The sequence below is a fragment of the Prescottella soli genome (assembly GCF_040024445.1).
GTDB lineage: Bacteria > Actinomycetota > Actinomycetes > Mycobacteriales > Mycobacteriaceae > Prescottella > Prescottella soli.
The window spans coordinates 2,097,309-2,119,786 of sequence record NZ_CP157276.1 but is presented as its reverse complement, the minus strand read 5'-3'; the positions used below and the strand labels follow the sequence as shown (position 1 = coordinate 2,119,786).

The window sequence follows — 22,478 nt, the reverse complement described above, 5'->3', positions numbered from 1 at the left end:
TCCTTCCTTATCGCTTCGATGCCGGCTGGCCGAGGGCGGTCATCGCGATGATGTCGCGCTGGACCTCGTTGGTGCCACCACCGAACGTGAGGATCAGTGCCGAGCGGTGCATCCGCTCGAGTCGTCCGCGGAGCAGGACGCCGGCCGAGTTCTGGCGGATCGTGGCCGACGGGCCCAGGATCTCCATGAGCAGGCGGTACGCCTCGGTCGCGAACTCGGTGCCGAAGACCTTGTTCGCGGACGCGGCCTCGGGGCCCGGCGCGTGGTCCTCGGCCGATGCGATCTCCCAGTTCATCAGCTTGAGGTACTCGGTCTTGGCGTGCACCCGGGCGAGGTTGATCTGCACCCACTCCTGGTCGATCACCCGGCGGCCGTCGGCCAGCTTGGTGTTCTGTGCCCACTCACGGACTTCCTGGAGCGCCGTCATGATCGGGCCGGCCGACGTGAGCGCGACGCGCTCGTGGTTCAGCTGGTTCGTCACGAGTCGCCATCCGCCGTTCTCCTCGCCGACGAGGGAGCTCTGCGGAACACGGACGTCCTGGTAGTAGGTGGCGCTGGTGTCGGGGCCGGCCATCGTGTGGACCGGGGTGTACGAGAAGCCCTCCGCCGTGGTCGGCACGATGAGCATGCTGATGCCGCGGTGCTTCTTGGCGTTCGGATCGGTGCGGCACGCCAGCCACACGTAGTCGGCGTACTGGATGAGGCTCGTCCACATCTTCTGGCCGTTGATGACGTAGTCGTCGCCGTCCTTGACCGCGGACGTGCGCAGCGACGCCAGATCGGTGCCGGCTCCGGGCTCGGAGTAGCCGATCGAGAAGTGCAGCTCACCGGCCGAGATCTTCGGCAGGAAGAACGCCTTCTGCTCGGGGGTGCCGAAGTGCATGATCGTCGGCGCGACCGAGTTGATGGTCAGGAAGGGGACCGGAGCGCCCGCAATCGCGGCCTCGTCGGTGAAGATGAGCTGCTCCATCGGGGACCGCTCCTGGCCGCCGTACTGCTTGGGCCAGCCCAGCGTCAGCCAGCCGTCCTTGCCCATCTCCTGGACGACCTCGCGGTAGACGTTTCCCTCGCCGTACTCGCCGGTCGTCGCCGCCAACGCTTCGCGACGGTCCGGGGTCATCAATTTCGCAAAGTAGCTTCGCAATTCCTCGCGCAGCTGCTGCTGCTGCGGGGTGTAGGTGATATCCACGTTGGTTCTCCGTTCCAGAGCTATCGTCGGCGCTGCTTCGTCCGATGAGTTCCCGGTGTCTGGAATGATCGCGAGCACGGCTGATCTGGTTCGAGGCTGTGACAGCGGCCGTTCCGTCACCGGTGCCGATCGTGCGGTCGGCGCGTCGAGGATGGTTGTCCGAATCATTGCACAGCAGTGAAACGGGTTCTAGTCTTATGGCGGAAAGTCGTTGCACCACAGCCCGGTGCACCGTGCTTCCGTCGAGTCTTTCGAGCGAATGCGAAGTGAGGAGTTGTCATGGAGGTCAGGGTCGACAGGGACCGCTGCGAAGCGAACGGCGTCTGCGTCGGAATCGCGCCCGACATCTTCGATCTGGACGACGACGAGCAGCTGATCATCTCGGCGCCCGTTCCGCCGGCCGACCGGGAAGCGGATGTTCGTTCGGCTATTGCGCAGTGCCCGCGCGCGGCTCTCACCGAGCACTAGCGGCACCCTTGCGGCCAATGTAGAACACGTTCTACATTGGCCGCGTCGCCGACAGTCGCGGCGATGAGGCACCGATCGGCACGAGGCCGGTCGACGTCACGGGTTACGGGAGTGTGCGTTCATGAGTGCAGACAGCAGCCGCGAGGTCAGCTTGGAGGGCAAGGTCGCGATCGTGACCGGGTCGGGATCCGGTCTCGGCCGGGCCGAGGCGATCGGCCTCGCGCAGTCGGGAGCTGCCGTGGTCGTCAACGACCTCGCGGTGAACGAGGCGGTCGAGTCGACGCTCGACGAGATCCGCACGCTCGGGGGCAAGGTCGAGTTCGTCGGCGGTGACGTCGGAGAGCGGTCCACGGCGGACGCGCTCATGGCGGCGGCGCAGGGACTGGGTGGCGTCGACATCGTCGTCAACAATGCAGGCATCGTCCGCGACCGCATGCTGTTCAGCATGTCGGACGAGGACTGGGACCTCGTCCTCAAGGTCCACCTGCGCGGTCACTTCCTTCTCTCCCGCAATGCCGCGACGTTCTGGCGCGACAAGTCCAAGGCGGACGGCGCCCCGGTCTACGGGCGCCTCATCAACACGTCGTCCGAGGCGGGTCTGCTCGGTCCGGCCGGGCAGCCGAACTACGGCGCCGCGAAGGCCGGCATCACGGCCCTGACCCTGTCGGCGGCGCGTGGCCTCTCGCGCTACGGCGTGCGAGCCAACGCGATCTGCCCGCGGGCCCGGACCTCGATGACGGAATCCGTGTTCGGCGACGCCCCGGCGGGCGAGGTCGATCCGCTGTCGCCGGAGCACGTCGCGGCGCTGGTGTCGTACCTGGCGTCGCCGGCCGCGGACAACGTCAACGGACAGGTCTTCGTCGTCTACGGCCCGATGGTCGCGCTGATGGCGGCTCCGGTCGTCGAGCAGCGCTTCGACGCGTCCGCGGCGCAGTGGACGCCGTCCGCGCTCGCCGACGAGATGGGCGCCTACTTCGGCGATCGTGACCCCGAGCGCATGTTCTCGGCGTCGGAGGCCCTCAAGAGCCTCGGCTGACTGCCGGCGTCTCGACGCCTGCTCACGATCGGATGGATCCCGCAATCTTCCTGTGTAACGGGAGATTGCGGGATTCTCGATACATCCAGGACGAAACCCGACGATGATGGGGCGAACGTGCTACGGCTCGCGCGCGCCGTCGGTGTTGCGGCCGGGGGGTCGGGCACCCGTCGCCTTTCGCTGTACTGGTGTCTAGAACACGTTCCAATTATTTGGCCGCGGGCGCGGCGTGTGGCGTGGCGTTCGGGGTGGGGCTCAGGCTGTCGATCACGCGCCCGTGTGGATGTCGGGCGGGATCACGTGCGTACTTCGGTCTTCTTGTTCGGGAGCGGTCGACTTCCACGCTGGAGTGATTGAAAGCGCAGTTCAATCAGGGTTTATGGTTCTTCGGCCCTTCGTTGCCCGGTGGTTCGATCGGGCGCGCGAATCGGTCGGCTCGATGTGTGTCGATGCGAGCTGCAGCGGGCGCATGCAAGGCCTCGGTGACCGTCCTGCGTGGTCGTCGAGCGGAAGTCTTTGACAGGTGAACACGTTCTAGTTAATATGACCTGGGTCACAGGGCATTTGTGCTGTTCGGACGCCCTGGGGGACGCGTTGCGTCGCGAAAGCGGTGCGCGCACGGTGATTAACCATGACGAGTTTGGTGAGGAGGAAACGTGGTCGACCTCCTCGAGGTCCCGTTGCGGGCCGCCGGCGGCTTCTTCGCGATGTCGGTAGACACCCTCAAGGCTGTCTTCTCGCGCCCGTTCCAGCGGCGTGAATTCATCGATCAGGCGTGGTTCGTCGCTCGGGTCTCGATGGTCCCGACCGTGCTTGTCGCCATCCCGTTCACCGTGCTGGTGAGTTTCACGATCAACATTCTGCTTCGCGAGATCGGTGCCGCCGACCTCAGCGGTGCGGGTGCTGCCCTGGGCGCGGTGACGCAGGTCGGGCCGATGGTCACGGTGCTCATCGTGGCCGGCGCAGGCGCGACCGCCATCTGTGCCGACCTCGCCGCGCGGACCATCCGCGAAGAGATCGACGCGATGCGCGTGCTCGGCATCAACCCGATCCACCGGCTGGTCGTACCGCGTGTGCTGGCCTCGACGGCAGTCGCGCTGCTGCTCAACGGCCTGGTGTGCACGATCGGTATCCTCGGCGGCTTCCTCTTCTCGGTGTACGTCCAGGACGTCAATCCCGGCTCGTTCGTCAACGGCCTCACGCTGCTCACCGGATTCGGCGAGCTGATGCTCTCGATGCTCAAGGCCGGCCTGTTCGGAATGATCGCCGGGCTGATGGCCGCCTACCTCGGTCTCAACGTCAAGGGCGGTGCCAAGAGCGTCGGCGACGCCGTCAACCAGACCGTCGTCTTCTCCTTCATGGCGCTCTTCGTGGTCAACGTGCTCGTCACCGCCATCGGCGTCAAGCTGACGTCCGGGTGAGTGGCAGGGGGGTGAACTAGATGGCTCTGGTGGCATCAGGGCGATTCGTCCGTACTCGGCGGCGTCTCGCGCGCGCATCACGGTCGGTGGACCGTATCGGCGAGCAGGCGCTGTTTTTCTGGCGCGCGCTCGTGTGGGCGCCGCGCGCGCTCATCCACTACAAGAAGGAAGTGCTGCGGCTCGTCGCCGAGATCAGCATGGGCACCGGCGCACTCGCCGTGATCGGCGGCACCGTCGTCATCGTCGCCTTCCTGACGCTGTTCACCGGCGGCACGATCGCCGTCCAGGGCTACAGCTCGCTCGGCAACATCGGTGTCGAGGCGCTCACGGGCTTCTTCGCGGCGTTCATCAACGTGCGCATCGCAGCACCCGTGATCGCGGGCATCGGCCTGGCCGCCACCATCGGCGCCGGCTCCACCGCGCAGCTCGGTGCCATGCGGGTCTCCGAGGAGGTCGACGCGCTCGAGTGCATGGCGATCCCCTCGATCCCGTACCTCGTCTCGACTCGCGTGATGGCGGGCATGATCGCGATCGTCCCGCTGTACTCGCTGGCCGTGATCGCGTCGTTCGTGGCCAGCCGCTTTGCGACGGTGTTCCTCTACAACCAGTCGCCCGGCATCTACGACCACTACTTCTCGACCTTCCTGATGCCGACGGACATCCTGTGGTCGTTCGCGCAGGCCATCGTGATGGCGTTGGCCGTCATGCTCATTCACACTTACTACGGCTTCAACGCCAGCGGCGGCCCTGTCGGTGTCGGCGTCGCGGTGGGCAACGCGGTTCGCACGTCGCTCATCGCGGTCGTGACCGTGACCCTGTTGATCTCGCTGGCCATTTACGGCCAGTCCGGCAACTTCAACCTTTCCGGATAGGGCGGAGGAACGATGCCCGAAGCAAGGTGGAAGACAAGTCTCGCTGCGGCCGTGATGGTGTTCGGCCTCGTGGCGATCGTCGTGGTGGCACTGACTATGTTCGTCGGCGGTTTCACGAAGAGTGAGTCGGTCATCGTGACGGCCCCGCGTGCGGGTCTCGTGATGGACACCGACGCCAAGGTGAAGATGCGTGGAGTCCAGGTCGGCAAGGTCGCATCCATTTCCTACACCGGTGATGGTGCCGAGTTGAAGCTCGATATCGACCCGTCGATGATGTCGAAGATTCCCGCGAACGCCACCGTCGAGATCGACTCGACAACGGTGTTCGGCGCCAAGTTCGTCAACTTCGTCGAACCCGAGGCTCCGTCGACGAACTCGCTGCAGCCCGGCACTGTGATCAGCGCCGACAGCGTGACCGTCGAGTTCAACACGCTGTTCCAGCACCTGACCGAGGTTCTCGACCAAGTGCAGCCCGAGAAGCTCAACGCCACTCTGGGTGCACTGGCCTCCGCATTGCGGGGCCGGGGCGAGGATCTCGGGATCCTGCTCGAACAGAGCGACCAGTACCTGAAGACGATGAATCCGACTCTGCCGCAGGTGGAGTACGACGTCCGGGCAACCGCGGATGTCTCGAACATCTATGCAGACACCGCGCAGGATCTGCTGAAGATTGTCGACAACGCGACCGGCACGAGCGGATCGATCGTCGAGGAGCGGGCGAACCTCGACCTGCTGCTGATGAACGTCACCGGGCTCGCGAACACGGGCAACGCCGTGCTGCGGGAGAACGAGGCCAATGCGGTAACCGCGCTGGATACACTCACCCACACGACGACGCTGCTGCAGAAGTACTCGCCCGAGCTGACATGCTTCATCACCGGACTGAACGCGGCCCGGATCAAGTTCGAGCCGATGACCGGCACCGGTAAGTACTCGTCCATCATGCTCAGCACGAACTTCATGCTCGGCGCCGAGACCTACAAGGCGCCGGGCGAACTCCCCAAGGTTGCGGCCTCCGGTGGCCCCAACTGCTACGGCCTCCCGGATTTCGACCCCAAGAAGGACGGTTTCGCACCGTTCGCCGTCGCGAACACGGGGGCCAAGCCGTACGTGCCGAGCGAACAGGCGCGCCTTTCGGTGCCGACGATCTTCCGGTTCCTGTTCGACGGCTACACCGAGGCGGACCAGTGACATGAGAGCCACAACAGTCAAGCTCCTGATCTTCACCACGGTGATGGCGTTGATCTTCGCGGGCCTCGCAATCGTGTTCAGCCAGTTCCGGTTCAGCAGTTCGGAGAGCTACCACGCCACCTTCGCCGATGTGTCCGGGCTCAAGTCCGGAGACAAGGTCCGCATCGCCGGCGTGCCGGTGGGATCGGTGAAGTCGGTCGGTGTCGACGACGACAACCACGCCGAGGTGAAGTTCTCGGTCGACTCGCAGTACACGCTCCTCGCGAGCACCAAGGCGACGGTGCGGTACGAGAACCTCGTTGGCGACCGTTACCTCGAGTTACTCGAGGGGCAAGGGTCCGTGGAGCCGCTCGGTGCGGGTGGGTCGATTCCTCTCGACCAGACTGCGCCGGCCCTCGATCTCGATCTCCTGCTCGGTGGGTTCAAGCCGCTGCTGCGTGGACTGGATCCAAAGCAGGTCAACGATCTGTCGGCCGCGCTGGTGCAGGTGTTCCAGGGCCAGGGCGGAACACTTGTGTCGCTGCTCGGCAGCACCAGTTCCTTCACGAGCACACTCGCCGATCGCGATCAGCTGATCGGGGATGTGATCACGAACCTGAACACGGTGCTCGGCACGATCAACGACAAGGGCGATCAGTTCTCGACCACGATCGATCAACTGCAGCAGCTCGTCAGCGGGCTAGCACAGGACCGCGGGCCGATCGGCGAGGCGATTCCCCAGATCGCAAGTGCAACAGGTTCGCTCGCAAGTCTGCTGCAGGGCACACGCCCTGACATTCAGGCGATGATCGAACAAACGAACCGGACTGCGAATCAGTTGGTGCTTGGTCAGGACGACATCGACAAGTCACTCTCCCGGCTGCCGACGGACTACAAGAAGCTGATCCGCGTCGGTTCCTACGGTGACTTTTTCCAGTTCTTCTTGTGCTCGAACATCTTCAAGTTCTCCGGCCCGGACGGTTCGACGATCATCCTTCCCGGCGCGGAGCAGACTACGGGAAGGTGTGCAAAAGTCGAATGAGTCCACATCGTGAACGAAATCTGGTGCGGATCGGCATCATCGGCGTCGCGGTTTCCAGCGCGGTGGTGTTGGCGACCCTGCAGTACGACCAACTCCAGTTCCTCTCCGGCGGTGCCCGCTACTCGGCAGCCTTCGGGGACGCCGGCGGACTGGTGGTCGGTGACAACGTGACCGTTGCCGGCGTCAACGTCGGCAAGGTGAACAAGGTCGAGCTGAACGGACAACAGGTGCTCGTGACCTTCACGGTCTCGGACGGCGTCGTGCTCGGTGATTCGACGGGCGCCGACATCAAGACCAACACGGTGCTCGGCAAGAAGTCGCTCGCAGTAACGCCGGAGGGATCTGGGACGTTGCGTGTCGGCGACACCATTCCCATCGAGCGCACCAATTCGCCGTACTCGCTGACCGACGCACTGGGTGATCTGGGGACCTCGATTTCGGAACTGGATACCGGACTGGTCGACAAGTCTCTCGACGCGGTCTCCGGTGCGCTGCAGGACACTCCGCCCGAACTCCGGGCGGCACTCGACGGAGTTTCGCGTCTGTCGAAGAGCATCAACGATCGGGACGAGAGCCTGCTCGATCTGCTGAAACGCGCCGAAGGCGTGACCAAGGTGCTCTCGGACCGCAGCGACCAGATCAACTCGCTGATCGTCGACGGCAACCAGCTGTTCGGTGAGCTGGAACGTCGCCGGGACGCGATCAACGAACTGATCGTCAACACGTCCGCGGTGTCACGTCAGTTGTCCGGCTTGGTTCAGGAGAACCAGGCCCAGATGGGGCCGACACTGGACAACCTGAATCAGGCTGTCGCCGTGCTGCAACGCAACAAGCAGAACATCGCGGACGCGTTGGACGGACTGGGTCCGTACATCGGTGCTCTCGGCGAAACCGTCGCGAGTGGCCCCTACTTCAAGGCGTACGTGGCCAACATCCTGCCGAGCCAGTGGTGGAAGACCGCGTTCGATGCCGGATTCGCGCCCGAGCAGCTGCCGCAGGACATGCAGGATCTCGTTCCTGAAACCAAGCCACACACGAGGGGACCGGGCCAATGATCTACGACTCGACGGGCCCTTCGGAATCGACTGCGGCCGAGGACGACGACGTGAACGCGTCGGCGGAGCCCACAGCTCAGGCGGCGCCGATCGAGGTCGCGGATACCAAGCAGCCTGGGTGGCGCAAGTGGTTGGTGCCCGGTCTCGTGATCGCGCTCGTCGCGGCTGTCGGCCTCGGTGCAGCAGTGTTCCTGCTGCCAGGTCTCGGTAAGAACACCGTGTACGCGCACTTCGTCTCCACGACCGGTTTGTACGAGGGCGACGATGTCCGGGTTCTCGGGGTCAAGGTCGGAACGGTCAAGAAGATCGAGCCCGGCGAGAACGACGCCAAGGTGACCATGTACGTCGACAACGACGTGCGCATTCCGGCTGATGCGAAGGCCGTGATCGTCGCCCAGAACCTCGTCTCGTCGCGGTTCGTCCAGCTGACCCCCGTGTACAGCGGCGGTGACGAAATGTCGGACGGTGCAACCATTTCGATCGATCGCACCGCCGTCCCGGTGGAGTGGGACGAGATCAAGACCGAGTTGACGAAGCTCTCTACCGCACTCGGGCCGGAAGGGCTCGACGACCAGGGGTCGCTGGCTCGGTTCATCGACACTGCCGGTGCGAACCTCGAGGGGAACGGAGACGCGCTTCGGCGGACACTGCGTCAGCTGTCGGACACGATGCACACGCTGTCCGAGGGCCGGACCGACCTGTTCTCGACCATCCGGAACCTGCAGGCGTTCGTGTCGGCTCTGTCGTCCAGCAACCAGCAGATCGTCCAGTTCGGTGGCCGACTCGCGTCGGTGTCGGACCTCCTCGCGACCAGCTCCGACGAGCTGGGGACCGCGCTCAGCGATCTCAACCTCGCTGTGGGCGACGTGCAACGCTTCGTCGCGGACAACCGCGACGGGCTCTCCGAGTCCGTGCAGCGCCTCGCCGATGCGACCCAGGTTCTGGCGGACAAGCGTCCCGAGATCGAGCGGGTGCTGCATGCCGGCCCGACCTCGCTCGCGAACTTCTACCAGATCTACAAGCCCAAGCAGGGAAGCCTGACTGGCGCGATCGGACTGAGCAACTTCCGGAATCCGGTGAACTGGATCTGCGGTTCCATCGAGGCCGCGGCGACGTCGACGGCCGAACGCAGCGCAGATCTGTGCAAGCAGCAGCTGGGGCCCGTCCTCGAATCGATGACAATGAACTATCCGCCGATCATGACGAACCCGGCCATCGGTGAGTTTGCGCAGCCTGGTGACGTCGAGTTCACGGAACCCGGACTCCAGCAGGCAGCGGCCGGCGGTGCGCCCGTTTCCGCAGTCAAGAGTCCGCTCGATGCGGCGCCCACGGCGACTGTGCCGAAGGATCTGACCGGGCTGATGCAGCCGGGAGGTGGACGATGACAAGGTTGTCGACGGCCCGTCGGGTGGGACTCATTGCGGGCCTGCTCTCCGCGAGTTTGGTGCTCTCCGGTTGCGAGTGGACGGGACTGAACTCCGTGCCGCTGCCCGGTGCCCAGGGGCGTGGTGACGGCGCCTACGAGGTCGAGATCCAGATGCCGAATGTGACGACGCTGACCGAGAATTCGCCGGTCCTCGTGGACGATGTGACGGTCGGCCGCGTTTCGAAGATCGAGGTTCAGGGCTGGCACGCACTGGTCACTGCGTCGCTCAACGGCGACGTCGATCTTCCGGAGAACTCGACCGCCAAGATCGGGCAGACCAGCCTGCTCGGTTCGGCCCACCTGGAGCTGGCCCCGCCCGTCGGGGAGGCGCCCAAGGGCAAGCTCGCCGGGGGCGACGTGATTCCGCTCGATCGCGCGGGTGTGTACCCGACGACCGAACAGACCTTGTCGTCGCTGTCAGTGGTGCTCAACGGCGGTGGACTGGCGCAGCTGCAGGACATCACGTCGGAACTGAACAAGGCATTGGGCGGACGGGAGGACTCGGTCCGAGATCTGGTGCCGCAGTTGGATACCCTCGTCGGCAGTCTCGACCGGCAGCGCAACGAGATCGTGTCGGCGATGGAGGGCATCAACCGTCTGGCGGGTACCGCCGCGAAGCAGACGGACACCATCTCGAAGGCGCTGGACGCGATCCCGCCGGCGCTCGAGGTGCTCGTCGATCAGCGGCAGGACATCACCAACGCGATGGTGTCGCTCGGGCAGCTCAGCGATGTCGCGGACAGGCTGATCAAGGAGAGTGGCGACGATTTCGCGACGAACGTCCGCGCGCTCATCCCGACCTTGACGGCGCTGGCGAACTCGGGCGAGAGTCTTACCCAGGTTCTCGGCGTGCTGTTGACCTTCCCGTTCCCCCAGGCCGGTCTGAACAACGTCATCCGTGGTGACTACGCGAACCTCGGCATGACGATCGATCTCACGGTGCCCCGCCTCGAACTGAACTTCCTGTCGGGAACGCCGATGGGAGCACGCCTCGGTAGCCCCGAAGGCATCCTGGCGAAGGATGCGGGCGTGGCCGGCCAGGCGCAGGACCCGCTGCGCGCACCGTTGCAGACACCGGCCGCGAAACCCACCGAGAAGCCGAAGCCGGCTGCTGGAGGCGGGATCCAGATTCCGGGCTTGCCTCCGATCAACATTCCAGGTCTACCGTTGGGGGAGCCGGCACCATGATGCTCTCGAAGTTCGTCAAGGTTCAGTTGGTGATCTTCTCGATCCTGACCGTGATCGGTCTGGTCGTGATGGCCACGCAGTATGTGCGGTTGCAGGACATGGTCGGCATCGGGCGGTACAAGGTGACAGTCGAGCTGCCCTCGACGGGTGGCCTGTACCGCAACGCGAACGTCACCTACCGCGGAACGACGGTGGGCAAGGTCGAGGAGGTCAGGCTCTCGGACACCGGCGTAGAGGCGGTGCTCAACGTCGACTCCGGCTTCGACATTCCGGCAGACGTCAACGCCGACGTCCGGAGCGTGTCTGCGGTCGGCGAGCAGTTCGTCGACCTGGTCCCGCCGGAGGACGCCGCCTCCAGCGAACAGCTCTCGGGCGGCGACGTCATCCCGGTGAGCCGCACCAGCGTCCCGCAGGACGTCGGCGCGATGCTCGATCAGGCCGACTTGTTGTTGGCGAGCATCTCGGACACCAAGCTCCGTACGGTGATCGACGAATCGTTCAAGGCGTTCAACGGTTCCGGACCCGACCTGCAGCGTCTGATCGATTCTGCCCGGTTGTTCGTCGAGGAGGCGAACAAGAACAGTGACGCGACGAAGACGCTCATCGATCAGGCCGGACCCTTGCTGGACACCCAGGTGGTAAGCAGCGACGCAATCCGATCCTGGACAAGAGATCTGGTGACGTTCACGAACCAGCTCCGCACCAGCGATCCGGATCTGCGCGCTGTGATCGAGAAGGGGCCGGGCGCGGCGCAGGAAGCGAACCAGCTTCTGCAGGACCTCAAACCGACGTTGCCGCTGCTGCTGGCCAATCTCGTCAGCGTCGGTGAGGTGGGCGTCATCTACAACCCGGGGATCGAGCAGATCCTGGTGCTGTACCCCCCGTTGACAGCTGCTCTGGTTACCATCGCTGGCGCCGGGCCATTTGAGGACGGTGCTCTGGTGAACTTCCATATGGAGCTCAACGATCCGCCGCCGTGCACCACGGGCTTCCTGCCGCCGGACCAGTGGCGATCGCCTGCCGACGAGTCTCTGGTCGATACGCCTGGGGACCTGTTCTGCAAGGTCGACCAGTCCGATCCGAATGCGATCCGCGGTGCGCGCAATCTGCCCTGTATGGAGTATCCCGACAGGCGTGGACCCACTCCGGAAGCGTGTCGTGACGGCTACGTCCCGGTGGGCAACAATCCGTGGCAGGGCCCACCGCAGCCGGTCGCTGCCGCGGCCGACAAGCCGGTGCCGGGTCCCGTCACGACAGGTGCCACGACGGCGGCACGTCGGTACGATCCGGTGACGGGCACGTACATCGGCCCCGACGGAAGGACTTACTCGCAGCCGAATCTCGGTGGCAACGCGGGTCAGTCATTGGAGGATCTTATGAAGGGCCAGCAAGGGCGATGACGATCGACAAGGCTGCCGAACGCGAGGACGGCGGGCGGCAGGCCCGCCGACGCGCCTCGCGTCCGGCGGGCCCCTCCGGGGCCGAGCCGACGAATTCTGAAGTGACCACACCGACGACCACGACTCCGGAACCGACGGTGCCGGGGTCCGGCGGGACGTCGGTGAAGCCGGCAGCCCCCGTGCCACCGCAGGAAGCCGCGGTCCGGACACCTGACGCGACTACCACCGGGTCGGGCGCTACCACCGCGGTTGAACCGACCACGGCGTCGGCGGTCGAGGCAGATTCCCCCTCGGACGAACCGCCGGCGAAACGATCGAAGGCGCAGTTGGTCCTGGGCGTGCTGGCAGGTGTCGTGATCGTCGCGCTCGTTGCCGCAATCACGGTCCTCCTCATCGATCGCAAGCATGCCTCGGACCTGGCGGTCGAGCGGGCAAGATACGTCGACGTCGCCCGCACCACGGCGATCAACATCAGTACGCTGCGGTCGGACTCGGCCAAGGAAGACCTCGACAAGCTGTTCGAGGGCACCACCGGCCCGCTGCGGGCGGACCTCGATGCCCGGCTCAACGACTTCGCGGGTGTGGTCTCCAAGCTCAACGTGAGCACGACCGGTGAGGTGGTGGAGGCCGGGCTGGAGAGCGAGGACGGCAACTGCAAGACGTCGCTCGTCGCGGTGAAGGCCAATCAGAAGAACGCCGACGAGCCGCCGGTGGACAAGTCGTTCCGGTTGCGCGTGGTGATCTGCGACGAGGGTGGCAACCTGCTCGCATCGAATGTGGAGTTCGTGCCGTGAAAAACAATGTGACGCAACTGCAGAAGATCCTGACGATCGTCGTCGCGATCACCATCGTGGCGCTGGCGGGCGTGGCCGGTTGGCTGTACTGGGGCCCGGGTGGAATGCGCGAGACGGAGGCAACCGAGCAGGCGCGCAGCGAGGTTCTCGACGTCGTCGACGGCAAGGTCGTCGCGATGCTCGCCTACAACCACAACACCGCACAGGACCAGCTGCACGCTGCCGCTGACGGACTCACCGAGGACTACAAGAAGCAGTATCTGGATCTTGTCGACAACACCATCGCTCCCGGCGCGAAGGAGAAGTCGATCGATGTGCAGGTGTCGACGTCGGCGAAGTCGGTCGTCGAGGCGAGCCCGGACCGCGTCGTGACCCTGCTCTACCTCAACCAGATCACCACAAGTTCCGAATCGCCGGACGCGGTCAGCAGTGGCAGTCGCGTGCGGGTCGAGATGGTCAAGGATGGCGACGACTGGCTGATCAACTGGCTGACGCCGATCTGATCCAGATCCACTCCGAGAACCGAAATGGGCTCCCGCGCAATGCGGGAGCCCATTGTCGTTCGTGTGGGGCTAGTCGGCGAACTCGCTGTCCGGCGGCAGGAGGGCCGATCCGGCGATGCCGTGCTGGTCGAGGGCGTCGAGGAAGGAGCGGGCCCACCGGTCGACGTCGTGCGCGAGGACCTGGCGGCGCAGGGCGCGCATGTGGCGTCGGCCGTCCTCGCGGTTCTGCTCGAGCGCGGCCTCCATCTTGTCCTTGACGTCGTCGAGGTCGTGCGGGTTGCACAGGAAGGCCTGGCGGAGTTCGGCTGCGGCGCCGGTGAATTCGCTCAGCAGCAGGGCGCCGCCGAGGTCGCTGCGGCAGGCCACGTACTCCTTGGCGACGAGGTTCATGCCGTCGCGCAGCGGCGTCACCAGCATGACGTCGGCGGCGACGAAGAACGCGATCAGATCGTCGCGTCCGATGGGGCGGTGGATGTAGTGCACGACAGGCCGGCCCACCTCGGCGTACTCGCCGTTGATGCGGCTGACGGTCTGCTCGATCGCACCGCGCATCTGCACGTAGCTCTCGACGCGCTCGCGGCTCGGTGTGGCGAGCTGGACCATCACGGTGTCGGCCGGGTCGACGCGGCCCTCCTCGAGGAGCTCGTACAGCGCGTCGAGGCGGACGTCGATGCCCTTCGTGTAGTCGAGGCGGTCGACGCCCAGCATGATGTGCTTGGGGTTGCCGAGTTCCTTGCGGATCTGCTTGGCGCGGTCGCGAATCGACTTGCGGCGCGAGATCTCGTCGAGCTTCCCGGAGTCGATCGAGATGGGGAAGGCGCCGACACGCACGGTCCGGAAGCCGACCTGGACGATGCCGAGCTTGGAGCGGACGCCGACGGTGCCGCGGGAGGTCTGCTGTCCGGCGAGCCGCCGGGCGAGGTACATGAAGTTCTGTGCGCCGCCGGGCAGGTGGAAGCCGATGAGGTCGGCGCCGAGGAGCCCCTCGACGATCTCGCGCCGCCACGGCATCTGCATGAACAGCTCGACCGGCGGGAACGGGATGTGCAGGAAGAAGCCGATGGTGAGGTCGGGGCGCAGCATCCGCAGCATCTTGGGCACCAGCTGCAGCTGGTAGTCCTGGATCCACACGGTCGCGCCCTCGGCGGCGGCCTTGGAGGTGGCCTCGGCGAACCGGCGATTCACCTCGACGTACGCATTCCACCACTCGCGCCGGTACTCCGGCTTGACGATGACGTCGTGGTAGAGCGGCCACAGGGTGGCGTTGGAGAAGCCCTCGTAGTAGTCCGCGACCTCCTGCGCGCTCAGCGGCACGGGGTAGAGGTCGAGGCCGTCCTCGACGATCGGGTCGAGCTCGACGTCCGCGACACCGGGCCAGCCCACCCATGCGCCCTTGTTGCTGCGCAGGATCGGCTCGAGCGCGGTGACGAGCCCGCCGGGGCTACGCTTCCAGCGGGTCGTGCCGTCGGGCAGCTTCTCGAGATCGACGGGTAGTCGGTTCGCGACGACAACGAAGTTGGAGCCGGGGAGTTCGACCCCGTCGGAGTCCGCGCCCGCCTCGCCCTCGGAACTCGTCGATGATTCCGAGCGCGCAGCCACGGATCTCCTTACCTTCCCTGTCGGTCTTCGTCAGTCAAGCTTGGGGTTCGGGCCGATGCCGAGCATCGAGAGCAGCATCCGGCATTCGTCGGCGTCGGCGGCATACGCAGCGACGACGCGCTGGGCCTGCCGGGCAGTCTCGTCGGCTACGGGCTCGAGGTCCTCGTCCGCGATGTCGTTCTCGGTGGTCGTCTTCGCGGCCATCTTGTTCCTTCCGGCTTGCTCTACTACGGCGCAGGTAGTTCTTACTGCGACTCTATGAGAACCGCCGGGGTAAGCGCCACTCACCATCCAGTTAGGGTCTACTTACCTAACTGGATCGGGGGGTGGAGGATCGATGACGGGTGGTATCGCGGTTCTGCGGCGAACACTCGCGCGCAACCGTGCGCGGTTGTTCGCGGGCACCGTCCTGGTGAGCGTGCACCAGGTCGCGGAAACCGCGGTGCCGATCGGGATCGGGGTCATCGTCGACCGCGCGGTCGAGACCGGCGACGTCACGGCGCTCGTGGTGTGGCTGGCGGCGCTGGCCGTCCTGTTCGTGGTGTTGACGTCGTCCTGGCGCATCGGCGCACGGTTCATCGTGGCCGCGGTCCAGCAGGAGGCGCACCGGCTGCGGGTCGAGGTCGCGGGCCGGATCCTCGATCCGCGCGGCGTCCGCACCGAGCTGCGGGCGGGGGAGCTGTTGACGGTCTCCACCTCGGACGCCGACAAGGAGGCGTGGATCCTCGACGTCGTACCGCGGGTCGCGGCCGCGTTGACCGCGATGATCGCGTCGGCGATCGCGCTGCTGTGGATCGACGTGCAGCTCGGCCTGGCGGTGCTGATCGGTACGCCGGTGATGCTGGGGCTGCTGCAGCTGGCGGCACCGCTGATCACCCGGCGTGCGGCCGCACGGCAGGAGACGTCGGCGCGTGCGGCCGGCATGGCGACGGATCTGGTGAGCGGGCTGCGCCCGCTGCGCGGCGTCGGGGCCGAGGAGACCGCGGCGCGGCGGTACCGCGCCGTCAGCCGTGAGGCGCTCGCCGCGACGATGCGGGCCGCGAAGGCGACCGGCGTGTTCGTCGGCGTGTCGATGACGGTGAGCGCGCTGCTCGCGGTCTCGGTCGCCGGCTTCGCGGGCTGGTTCGCGCTCGACGGGCGGATCTCGGTGGGCGAACTCATCACCGTCGTCGGTCTGTCGCAGTTCATCGTGGAACCGCTCGGCATGCTCGCGCGCGTGCCGGGCCTGTACGCGAACGCGCGGGCGTCGGCGGACCGGCTCGCCCTCGTGCTCGACGCCGACCCGCTGCTGCCCGAGGGGACATCGGTGCGGTCGGGCGCGAGCGACGTGGAGTTGCGGTCGGTCGCCTACCGGTCCCTCGAGGACGTCACGCTCGATCTCGCGCCCGGAGAGCTGCTCGGGGTCGTCGCCTACCGGCCGGAGGACGCCGAGGCCCTCGCGGAGGTGCTGTCCGGGCAGGTGCCTCCGGACCTGTACGGGGGAGTGGTCCGGATCGGCGGCGTCGCGTCGGCCGACCTCGGACTCACGCACGCGCGCCGCACGGTGCTGGTGGAACCGCACCGCACCGATCTGTTCGCCGGCACCGTCCACTCCAACGTCACCGCCGGTGCGCCGGGCGCGGACCACGCTGCGGTGCAGCGGGTCCTGACCGCGTCGGCCGCCGTGGACGTCGTCGACGCGCACCCGGCGGGCCTCGACCACGAGGTCACCGACCGCGGGGCGAGCTTGTCCGGTGGGCAGCGTCAGCGGGTGGCGCTCGCCCGTGCGTTGGCCGCGCAGGCGCCCGTCATGGTGCTGCACGATCCGACCACGGCCGTCGACGCCGTCACCGAGCACGCCATCGCCGAGGGCATCGCGTCCGCGCGGCACGGTGGCGAGCGCGCCCACTCGACCGTGCTCATCACCAGCAGTCCCGCGTTGCTGGCGGTGACGGACCGCGTCGTCGTCCTCGCCGCCGGCCGGGTGACCGCCGGGGGCACCCACGCGGACCTGTCCGCGCGCGACGCGAACTACCGGAAGGCGGTGCTGCGATGAGCGCGCCGGAGCCGCGACTGCTGCCGATCGCGTCGGCGTCGGAGAGCTGGCGCTGGCTCGGACGGGAGTTGGGGCAGCGCAAGGGAACGACCGCGCTGACCCTCGTCGTCGGGCTGGTCGCGGCCGCGGCCGCGGTGGTACCGGTGTACGTGTTCGGTGTGCTCGTCGACCGGGTGCGTGAGGGCGCCCCGGCGTCGACGATCGTCGGCGTCGTCGTGGTCATCACCGTGGCCGCGATCGTCGCCGGGGCGTTGACCGGCGTCGGCTCGTACCTCGTCGCGCGGCTCGGCGAGGGCACGCTCGCCGGACTGCGGGAGCGGGTGGTGGCGCGGGCACTGCGGCTGCCGATCCCGACGATCGAACGAGTCGGCAAGGGCGACTTGCTCTCCCGCGTCGGCGACGACGTCTCGGTGATCGGCAAGGCCGTCGCCGACGTCGTACCGAGCCTGATCTCCGCGCTGCTGCTGGTGCTGCTGAGCATGGTGGCGATGGTCGGAATCGACTGGCGCCTGGGGCTGGCGGGGATGGTCGCGCTGCCGATGTACGCGCTGGCGCTGAAGTGGTACCTGCCGCGGTCGGGACCGCTCTACGCCTGGGAGCGCGTCGCGATGGGGCGGCGCTCGCAGGCCCTCGTCAGCAGCATGCAGGGTGTCCGAACGGTCCGCGCGTACGGCCTCGAGGACCGGCACCTCGCCGACATCGACCGGGCCTCCGCGGACGCCCGCGACCTCGCGGTCGGGGTCTTCGGGCTGTTCACCCGGTTCGCCGGGCGCGGTAACCGGGCCGAATTCGTCGGTCTCGCCGTCATTCTCGCGGTCGGCTTCGTGCTCGTGGACGCCGACGCGGTCACCGTCGGCCAGACCACCGCGGCGGCGCTGCTGTTCCACCGCCTGTTCAATCCGATCGGCGCCCTGCTGTACACGTTCGACGAGGTGCAGTCCGCGGGCGCGAGCCTCGCGCGACTGGTCGGCGTGCTCGGGATCCCCGAGACCGGCGAGCCCGGGACCCGCGGCGAGCCGACCGACGGGTCACTCGAGCTGGTGGACCTGCGGCACAGCTACGACGGCGGTCACGAGGTGCTGCACGGCGTGAGCCTGCGCATCGCGCCCAGGGAACGGGTGGCGCTGGTCGGGTCGACGGGCGCCGGCAAGTCGACCCTCGCGGCGCTCGCGGCGGGATCGCTGCCGCCGACGTCGGGCACGGTCCGCCTCGGCGGGGTTCCGCTGGGCGAGTTGGGCGCTGGGGCCCTGCGTCGGTATGTCGCGATCGTCAGCCAGGAGGTCCACGTGTTCGCCGGACCGCTCGTCGAGGACCTGCGACTCGCCCGGCCGGACGCGTCGGCCGACGACGTCACCGCCGCCCTCGACACGGTCGGCGCGCTGCCGTGGGTGCGGGCTCTCGCGCACGGACTCGACACCGTCGTCGGGGAGGGCGGTCACCCGCTCACCGCCGCCCAGGCCCAGGAGTTGGCGCTGGCCCGCCTCGTTCTCGCCGATCCGGAGGTGGCGGTCCTCGACGAGGCGACCGCCGAGGCCGGCAGCGCCGGTGCGCGCGAACTCGAGCGCGCCGCCGACTCCGCGACCCGCGGCCGGACCACGCTCGTCGTCGCGCACCGGCTCACGCAGGCCGCGACCGCCGACCGCGTCGTGGTGCTCGAGCACGGACGGATCGTCGAACTGGGCACACCCGCCGAGTTGGTCGCCGCGGGCGGACGCTACGCGCAGCTGTGGGCGGCGTGGGAAGGGTCGGGCGGGCGGCTCGATTCCGTGCGAACGTGATCCCGGCGCCCCGCGTGTGGACGACCTAGCGGTCGTCGGCCGAACTCACGTGGTCCAGGAGGTCGTCGAGCGACTCGAACTCGACGACCTCGGTGTCGTCGTCCTTCTCGTCCACGACGACACCGTCGACGTCGAGATCCTCGTCGAGCTGGGCCCGGATCCAGCTGTCGGGGAACCGCTTCGGCGCGGCAAAGGAGAGAAGTACGGCGTCGTGGAAGACGGCCATGGACGTGAGCGTCAGATCATCGCGCAGGTCGGTCGCCTCGATCACACTCTGATCGCCGACCGCCTCCTCGATCTCCTCGGCGACCGAGTCGACGATCCGACCCCATCGGGCATCGGTGACCGTCAGCACTCGTTCGACCGCAGCGAGGAGCACGGCGGTGTCCATGTCGGACCGGTCGTCGAGTTCGGGGTCGACGTTCACGGTGACGTCGGTTCCGGCGGCACGCATCCGAGCGGTCCCGAACACGAATCCGTCGTCGGCCTGTGGCTCCGTCAGTAATCCCGTCCGGGCGATCTCGTCCCTGAGCCGGTCGATCGTGTCCATCGGGGCGATGCCTTTCCGAAGATGAGGTGGGTCAGACCAGCAGGCGCGCCCGCAGGGTGTCGATGGTCTGCTGGTCGACTCCCAGTCCCTTGCGCACGTAGTTGTCGACACCACCGTACAGCCGGTCGACCTGAGCGAAAGCGGCGTCGAGCCACGACCTCTCGACGGCCTTGTCGCGGCCCAGGTACGTGTTGCTGGCCAGGAAGTCCTGGTACACCGTCTCCTTCGGCACGCCCAGCAGGGTCAGCAGGATCGCGGTGCTCCAGCCGGTGCGGTCCTTGCCGGCGCTGCAGTGGTACACGGTGGCGCCGGCGGTGTTGCCGGCGATCGCCGTGAGCAGGTCGCGGAACGCGACGTCGGAGCCGCGGTAGGTCACCATGAACGGGTAGCCGATGGACTGGCCGATGTCGGACGACCCGTTCACGGCGGCGTCGATCAGCGCGCGGCCCAACGTGATCGGCACGAACTCGTGAAACGCGATGCCGTGTTCGAGCGAGACGACGTCCGCCACCTGGTAGCGGACTCCCTCGGGGATCCGGTCCGGATCGTCCTTGCGCTCCGACATATTCCGCAGGTCCACGTCGAGCGTGACGTTCGCGGTGGTGAGCTTTGCGAGGTCGGCGTCGGTGAGCGAGCTGAGCTTGTTGGAGCGGAACACCAGCCCGGTGCGGACGTGCTTGCCGTCCGACGTCTCGTAGCCGCCGATGTCGCGGAAGTTCTTCGCGCCCTCGAGGCGGATCGCGGTGGTGGTGGTGTCCGTCGTGGGCTCGGCACTCGCGAGCGGGGCGGCGACCACCGGCGCGACCAGGGCGAGCAGGCCCACGATCAGCAGGAGCAGTCGATTGAAGGCGGTACGGGTCGATCCCATGGGTCCTCGCGAGTGCCATCGGGCGCGGGCGGCCCGGTGCCGCCGCGGTTTCGGAGGGAGGCTAACCGGAGAAACCGGGTGTGGTGTCGCAAATGCCGTATCCGGTCGCGAATGTCCGGCTGACCGCAGGGGCGCCGGACGCGCCCGCGGTACAACTCACCATGAGACTCAGCGTCCCAGGTACCCGCCACCGTGCGGGAAGAACTCCTTGCCCGACATCTCGGTGCCGTCGTCGAGGCGCACGCGCTCGATGACCAGACCCTTGTTCTGCCCGGTGCGGGCGTCGGGGCCGGCGACGATGACCATGCCGAGGGCCTCGTGGATGAAGACGCGGCCGGGGGTGCCGCCGTAGTTGCCCTTCGACACCGACGACTGCAGCACGCGGATGCGCTGTCCCTTGAACGTGGTGAACGCGTTGGGGTACGGGTCGGACTGGGCGCGCACGAGACGCTCGATGGCGTCGGCCGGCCATGTCCAGTCGATGCGACTGTCCTCCTCGGAACGCTTGTGGAAGAACGTGGCCTGCGTGCGGTCCTGCGGCGTCCAGTCGGTGCGGCCGGACTCGATGAGCGCGAGGGCGTCGAGCGTGATGGGGCCGATCATGTCGACGGTGCGGTGGAACAGATCGGTGACGGTGTCCTTGGGGCCGACCGGCGTCGAACGCTGCAGGACGATGTCGCCGGCGTCCAGTTCGTCGTCCATGAGGTGCGCGGTGAGGCCCACCTCATCCTCGCCGTTGATGAGCGCCCAGATGAGCGGCGAGAAGCCGGTGTACTTGGGCAGCAGCGAGTCGTGGATGTTGAGGGTGCCGTAGCGCGGGGCGTCGAACACGTCGCGGGGCAGCCACGTTCGCCAGTTGTTGGCGACGATGATGTCCGGTGCGGCGGCCTTCAGGGCGGCCTTGAAGTCCTCGTCGGGCCGGTTCGCGATGTGCACGGGCACGCCGTGCTCGGCGGCGAGGTCGGCGACGGAGTCGGCCCACATCTTCTCGTAGGCGTGCTCGCTCTTCGGGTGCGTGATGGCCAGCACGACCTCGTGATCCGAATCGAGGACGGCCTGCAGGGTACGGTGGCCCCAGGTTTGGTAGCCCAGCGTGGCGACTCTCAACGCGATCCTCCTGGTCGGGTTGTGCCGGAACAGTCGCCACTCGCGACGACCACAGCAAATTAGGTTACCCAACCCTATGTGACGCAGTGACCGCAGCACGAGGAAGGCCGCCAATGCCCATCGCCACCATCAACGGAATTCCTCTGAACTACCAGGTCAAGGGTGAGGGCGACCTCGTCGTGTTGATCATGGGTACAGGAAGTCCCGGCCGTGTGTGGGACCTGCACCAGGTGCCGGCGCTGCAGGCGGCGGGCTACCGCGTGTGCACGTTCGACAACCGCGGCATCGCGCCGTCCGGGGAGAGTGTCGGCGGCATCACGATCGAGGACCTGGTGGCCGACACGGCCGGGTTGATCGAGCTGCTCGGCGGCCCCGCTCACGTCATCGGCACGTCGATGGGCGCACGCATCGCGCAGGAGCTGACCCTCGCGCGCCCGGAGCTGGTCCGCAAGGCGGTGTTCCTCGCCGGTCACGCCCGCATGGACCAGTTCCAGCGCACCCTCAACGAGGGCGAGCGCGAGCTCGAGGATTCGGGAATCACCCTGCCGGCGAAGTACCGCGCCGCGATCACCGCGTTGATGAACCTGTCGCCGGCCACGCTCGCCGACCAGCATGCGGCCCGCGACTGGCTCGACGTCTTCGAGTTCTCCACCGGCAAGTCCTCGCCCGGTGTGCGTGCCCAGCTCGCGATGGATCGTAGTTTCGACCGGGCGCAGGCCTACCGCGGCATCACCCGCCCGTGCCTGTCCGTCGGTTTCGCCGACGACCGCATGATCCCGCCCTTCCTGTCGAAGGAGGTGGCCGACGCGATCCCGGGTGCGGTGTATCAGGAGATCCCGGACACCGGGCACTACGGCTACCTCGAGCGCCCGGAGGCAGTGAACAAGGTGGTCCTCGACTTCCTCGCCGGCTAGCGCCGCCGCGCGCCGATCCGGGTGGGCGGTGGGCGTGTTCTCCCCGTGAGGTGGGTTAGCCTA

The 22,478-nt window shown here is 67.1% G+C and carries 21 protein-coding genes; 15 read left to right on the top strand and 6 right to left on the bottom strand.

Annotated elements, in window-relative coordinates:
* Nucleotides 1–7 precede the first annotated feature (7 nt).
* Nucleotides 8–1,189 (bottom strand): acyl-CoA dehydrogenase family protein, encoded by a 1,182-nt coding sequence (locus ABI214_RS09960; protein WP_348609521.1) that lies wholly within the window; start codon nt 1,187–1,189, stop codon nt 8–10.
* A 279-nt stretch (nt 1,190–1,468) separates the two neighbouring features.
* On the opposite strand from ABI214_RS09960, the gene ABI214_RS09955 reads away from it, so the two are divergent.
* The 12 genes from ABI214_RS09955 to ABI214_RS09900 all read left to right on the top strand — a co-directional run bounded on the left by ABI214_RS09955 (nt 1,469) and on the right by ABI214_RS09900 (nt 13,564).
* Nucleotides 1,469–1,657: a ferredoxin gene (locus ABI214_RS09955; protein ID WP_280763693.1), complete on the top strand. Its 189-nt coding sequence runs from the start codon at nt 1,469–1,471 to the stop codon at nt 1,655–1,657.
* Between the two features lie 121 nt (nt 1,658–1,778).
* The gene (locus ABI214_RS09950) at nt 1,779–2,693 is read left to right on the top strand and encodes a 3-oxoacyl-ACP reductase (protein WP_348609517.1); all 915 of its coding nucleotides are present in this window, start codon (nt 1,779–1,781) and stop codon (nt 2,691–2,693) included.
* A gap of 656 nt (nt 2,694–3,349) precedes the next feature.
* Nucleotides 3,350–4,114, top strand: a complete 765-nt coding sequence (locus ABI214_RS09945) for an MlaE family ABC transporter permease (protein WP_348609514.1) — start codon at nt 3,350–3,352, stop codon at nt 4,112–4,114.
* Nucleotides 4,115–4,134: 20 nt separating this feature from the next.
* Nucleotides 4,135–4,986: an MlaE family ABC transporter permease gene (locus tag ABI214_RS09940; RefSeq protein WP_348609511.1), complete on the top strand. Its 852-nt coding sequence runs from the start codon at nt 4,135–4,137 to the stop codon at nt 4,984–4,986.
* A 12-nt stretch (nt 4,987–4,998) separates the two neighbouring features.
* Nucleotides 4,999–6,177, top strand: coding sequence for an MCE family protein (locus tag ABI214_RS09935; RefSeq protein WP_348609508.1), 1,179 nt, complete (start codon nt 4,999–5,001; stop codon nt 6,175–6,177).
* A 1-nt stretch (nt 6,178) separates the two neighbouring features.
* Nucleotides 6,179–7,198, top strand: a complete 1,020-nt coding sequence (locus tag ABI214_RS09930; RefSeq protein ID WP_348609505.1) for an MCE family protein — start codon at nt 6,179–6,181, stop codon at nt 7,196–7,198.
* Nucleotides 7,195–8,253 carry an MCE family protein gene (locus tag ABI214_RS09925; RefSeq protein ID WP_348609502.1) on the top strand — a complete coding sequence of 353 codons (1,059 nt, stop codon included), beginning with the start codon at nt 7,195–7,197 and terminating at the stop codon, nt 8,251–8,253. Before ABI214_RS09930 ends, ABI214_RS09925 begins: the two co-directional genes overlap by 4 nt.
* Complete coding sequence (locus ABI214_RS09920) at nt 8,250–9,638, top strand: MCE family protein (RefSeq protein ID WP_348609500.1); 1,389 nt, start codon at nt 8,250–8,252, stop codon at nt 9,636–9,638. The genes ABI214_RS09925 and ABI214_RS09920 overlap by 4 nt, the downstream gene beginning before the upstream one ends.
* Nucleotides 9,635–10,867, top strand: coding sequence for an MCE family protein (locus tag ABI214_RS09915; RefSeq protein WP_348609498.1), 1,233 nt, complete (start codon nt 9,635–9,637; stop codon nt 10,865–10,867). Before ABI214_RS09920 ends, ABI214_RS09915 begins: the two co-directional genes overlap by 4 nt.
* A complete protein-coding gene (locus ABI214_RS09910) occupies nt 10,864–12,267 on the top strand; it encodes an MlaD family protein (protein WP_348609496.1) in 1,404 nt (467 codons plus the stop codon). The genes ABI214_RS09915 and ABI214_RS09910 overlap by 4 nt, the downstream gene beginning before the upstream one ends.
* The gene (locus ABI214_RS09905) at nt 12,264–13,061 is read left to right on the top strand and encodes a mammalian cell entry protein (RefSeq protein WP_348609493.1); all 798 of its coding nucleotides are present in this window, start codon (nt 12,264–12,266) and stop codon (nt 13,059–13,061) included. Before ABI214_RS09910 ends, ABI214_RS09905 begins: the two co-directional genes overlap by 4 nt.
* The gene (locus ABI214_RS09900) at nt 13,058–13,564 is read left to right on the top strand and encodes a mammalian cell entry protein (protein WP_348609490.1); all 507 of its coding nucleotides are present in this window, start codon (nt 13,058–13,060) and stop codon (nt 13,562–13,564) included. The genes ABI214_RS09905 and ABI214_RS09900 overlap by 4 nt, the downstream gene beginning before the upstream one ends.
* A 69-nt stretch (nt 13,565–13,633) precedes the next feature.
* On the opposite strand, the gene ABI214_RS09895 is transcribed toward ABI214_RS09900, so the two are convergent.
* Both ABI214_RS09895 and ABI214_RS09890 read right to left on the bottom strand, forming a co-directional pair.
* Nucleotides 13,634–15,163 (bottom strand): alpha,alpha-trehalose-phosphate synthase (UDP-forming), encoded by a 1,530-nt coding sequence (locus ABI214_RS09895; RefSeq protein WP_348609487.1) that lies wholly within the window; start codon nt 15,161–15,163, stop codon nt 13,634–13,636.
* 30 nt (nt 15,164–15,193) lie between these two features.
* On the bottom strand, nt 15,194–15,367 hold the full coding sequence (locus tag ABI214_RS09890; protein ID WP_175420559.1) for a hypothetical protein: 174 nt from the start codon (nt 15,365–15,367) through the stop codon (nt 15,194–15,196).
* Between the two features lie 133 nt (nt 15,368–15,500).
* Here ABI214_RS09890 and ABI214_RS09885 point away from each other — a divergent pair, with 133 nt between their 5' ends.
* A complete protein-coding gene (locus ABI214_RS09885) occupies nt 15,501–17,198 on the top strand; it encodes an ABC transporter ATP-binding protein (RefSeq protein ID WP_348609483.1) in 1,698 nt (565 codons plus the stop codon).
* The gene (locus tag ABI214_RS09880; protein WP_348609480.1) at nt 17,195–18,976 is read left to right on the top strand and encodes an ABC transporter ATP-binding protein; all 1,782 of its coding nucleotides are present in this window, start codon (nt 17,195–17,197) and stop codon (nt 18,974–18,976) included. The genes ABI214_RS09885 and ABI214_RS09880 overlap by 4 nt, the downstream gene beginning before the upstream one ends.
* A gap of 25 nt (nt 18,977–19,001) precedes the next feature.
* Here ABI214_RS09880 and ABI214_RS09875 read toward each other — a convergent pair whose 3' ends face one another.
* The 3 genes from ABI214_RS09875 to ABI214_RS09865 form a co-directional block, all read right to left on the bottom strand.
* Nucleotides 19,002–19,526: a cytochrome C5 gene (locus ABI214_RS09875; RefSeq protein WP_348609477.1), complete on the bottom strand. Its 525-nt coding sequence runs from the start codon at nt 19,524–19,526 to the stop codon at nt 19,002–19,004.
* Between the two features lie 31 nt (nt 19,527–19,557).
* Complete coding sequence (locus tag ABI214_RS09870) at nt 19,558–20,394, bottom strand: tyrosine-protein phosphatase (protein WP_348609474.1); 837 nt, start codon at nt 20,392–20,394, stop codon at nt 19,558–19,560.
* 168 nt (nt 20,395–20,562) lie between these two features.
* On the bottom strand, nt 20,563–21,501 hold the full coding sequence (locus tag ABI214_RS09865; protein ID WP_348609471.1) for a methionyl-tRNA formyltransferase: 939 nt from the start codon (nt 21,499–21,501) through the stop codon (nt 20,563–20,565).
* A 113-nt stretch (nt 21,502–21,614) separates the two neighbouring features.
* On the opposite strand from ABI214_RS09865, the gene ABI214_RS09860 reads away from it, so the two are divergent.
* Nucleotides 21,615–22,415, top strand: coding sequence for an alpha/beta fold hydrolase (locus ABI214_RS09860; RefSeq protein WP_348609468.1), 801 nt, complete (start codon nt 21,615–21,617; stop codon nt 22,413–22,415).
* The last annotated feature ends 63 nt before the right edge of the window (nt 22,416–22,478 follow it).

Coding starts and splice junctions, on each gene's coding strand:
- ABI214_RS09955 (WP_280763693.1), top strand. CDS start 1,469: ATGGAGGTCAGGGTCGACAGGGACCGCTGCGAAGCGAACGGCGTCTGC.
- ABI214_RS09950 (WP_348609517.1), top strand. CDS start 1,779: ATGAGTGCAGACAGCAGCCGCGAGGTCAGCTTGGAGGGCAAGGTCGCG.
- ABI214_RS09940 (WP_348609511.1), top strand. CDS start 4,135: ATGGCTCTGGTGGCATCAGGGCGATTCGTCCGTACTCGGCGGCGTCTC.
- ABI214_RS09935 (WP_348609508.1), top strand. CDS start 4,999: ATGCCCGAAGCAAGGTGGAAGACAAGTCTCGCTGCGGCCGTGATGGTG.
- ABI214_RS09930 (WP_348609505.1), top strand. CDS start 6,179: ATGAGAGCCACAACAGTCAAGCTCCTGATCTTCACCACGGTGATGGCG.
- ABI214_RS09925 (WP_348609502.1), top strand. CDS start 7,195: ATGAGTCCACATCGTGAACGAAATCTGGTGCGGATCGGCATCATCGGC.
- ABI214_RS09920 (WP_348609500.1), top strand. CDS start 8,250: ATGATCTACGACTCGACGGGCCCTTCGGAATCGACTGCGGCCGAGGAC.
- ABI214_RS09915 (WP_348609498.1), top strand. CDS start 9,635: ATGACAAGGTTGTCGACGGCCCGTCGGGTGGGACTCATTGCGGGCCTG.
- ABI214_RS09910 (WP_348609496.1), top strand. CDS start 10,864: ATGATGCTCTCGAAGTTCGTCAAGGTTCAGTTGGTGATCTTCTCGATC.
- ABI214_RS09905 (WP_348609493.1), top strand. CDS start 12,264: ATGACGATCGACAAGGCTGCCGAACGCGAGGACGGCGGGCGGCAGGCC.
- ABI214_RS09890 (WP_175420559.1), bottom strand. CDS start 15,367: ATGGCCGCGAAGACGACCACCGAGAACGACATCGCGGACGAGGACCTC.
- ABI214_RS09885 (WP_348609483.1), top strand. CDS start 15,501: ATGACGGGTGGTATCGCGGTTCTGCGGCGAACACTCGCGCGCAACCGT.
- ABI214_RS09880 (WP_348609480.1), top strand. CDS start 17,195: ATGAGCGCGCCGGAGCCGCGACTGCTGCCGATCGCGTCGGCGTCGGAG.
- ABI214_RS09875 (WP_348609477.1), bottom strand. CDS start 19,526: ATGGACACGATCGACCGGCTCAGGGACGAGATCGCCCGGACGGGATTA.
- ABI214_RS09870 (WP_348609474.1), bottom strand. CDS start 20,394: ATGGGATCGACCCGTACCGCCTTCAATCGACTGCTCCTGCTGATCGTG.
- ABI214_RS09860 (WP_348609468.1), top strand. CDS start 21,615: ATGCCCATCGCCACCATCAACGGAATTCCTCTGAACTACCAGGTCAAG.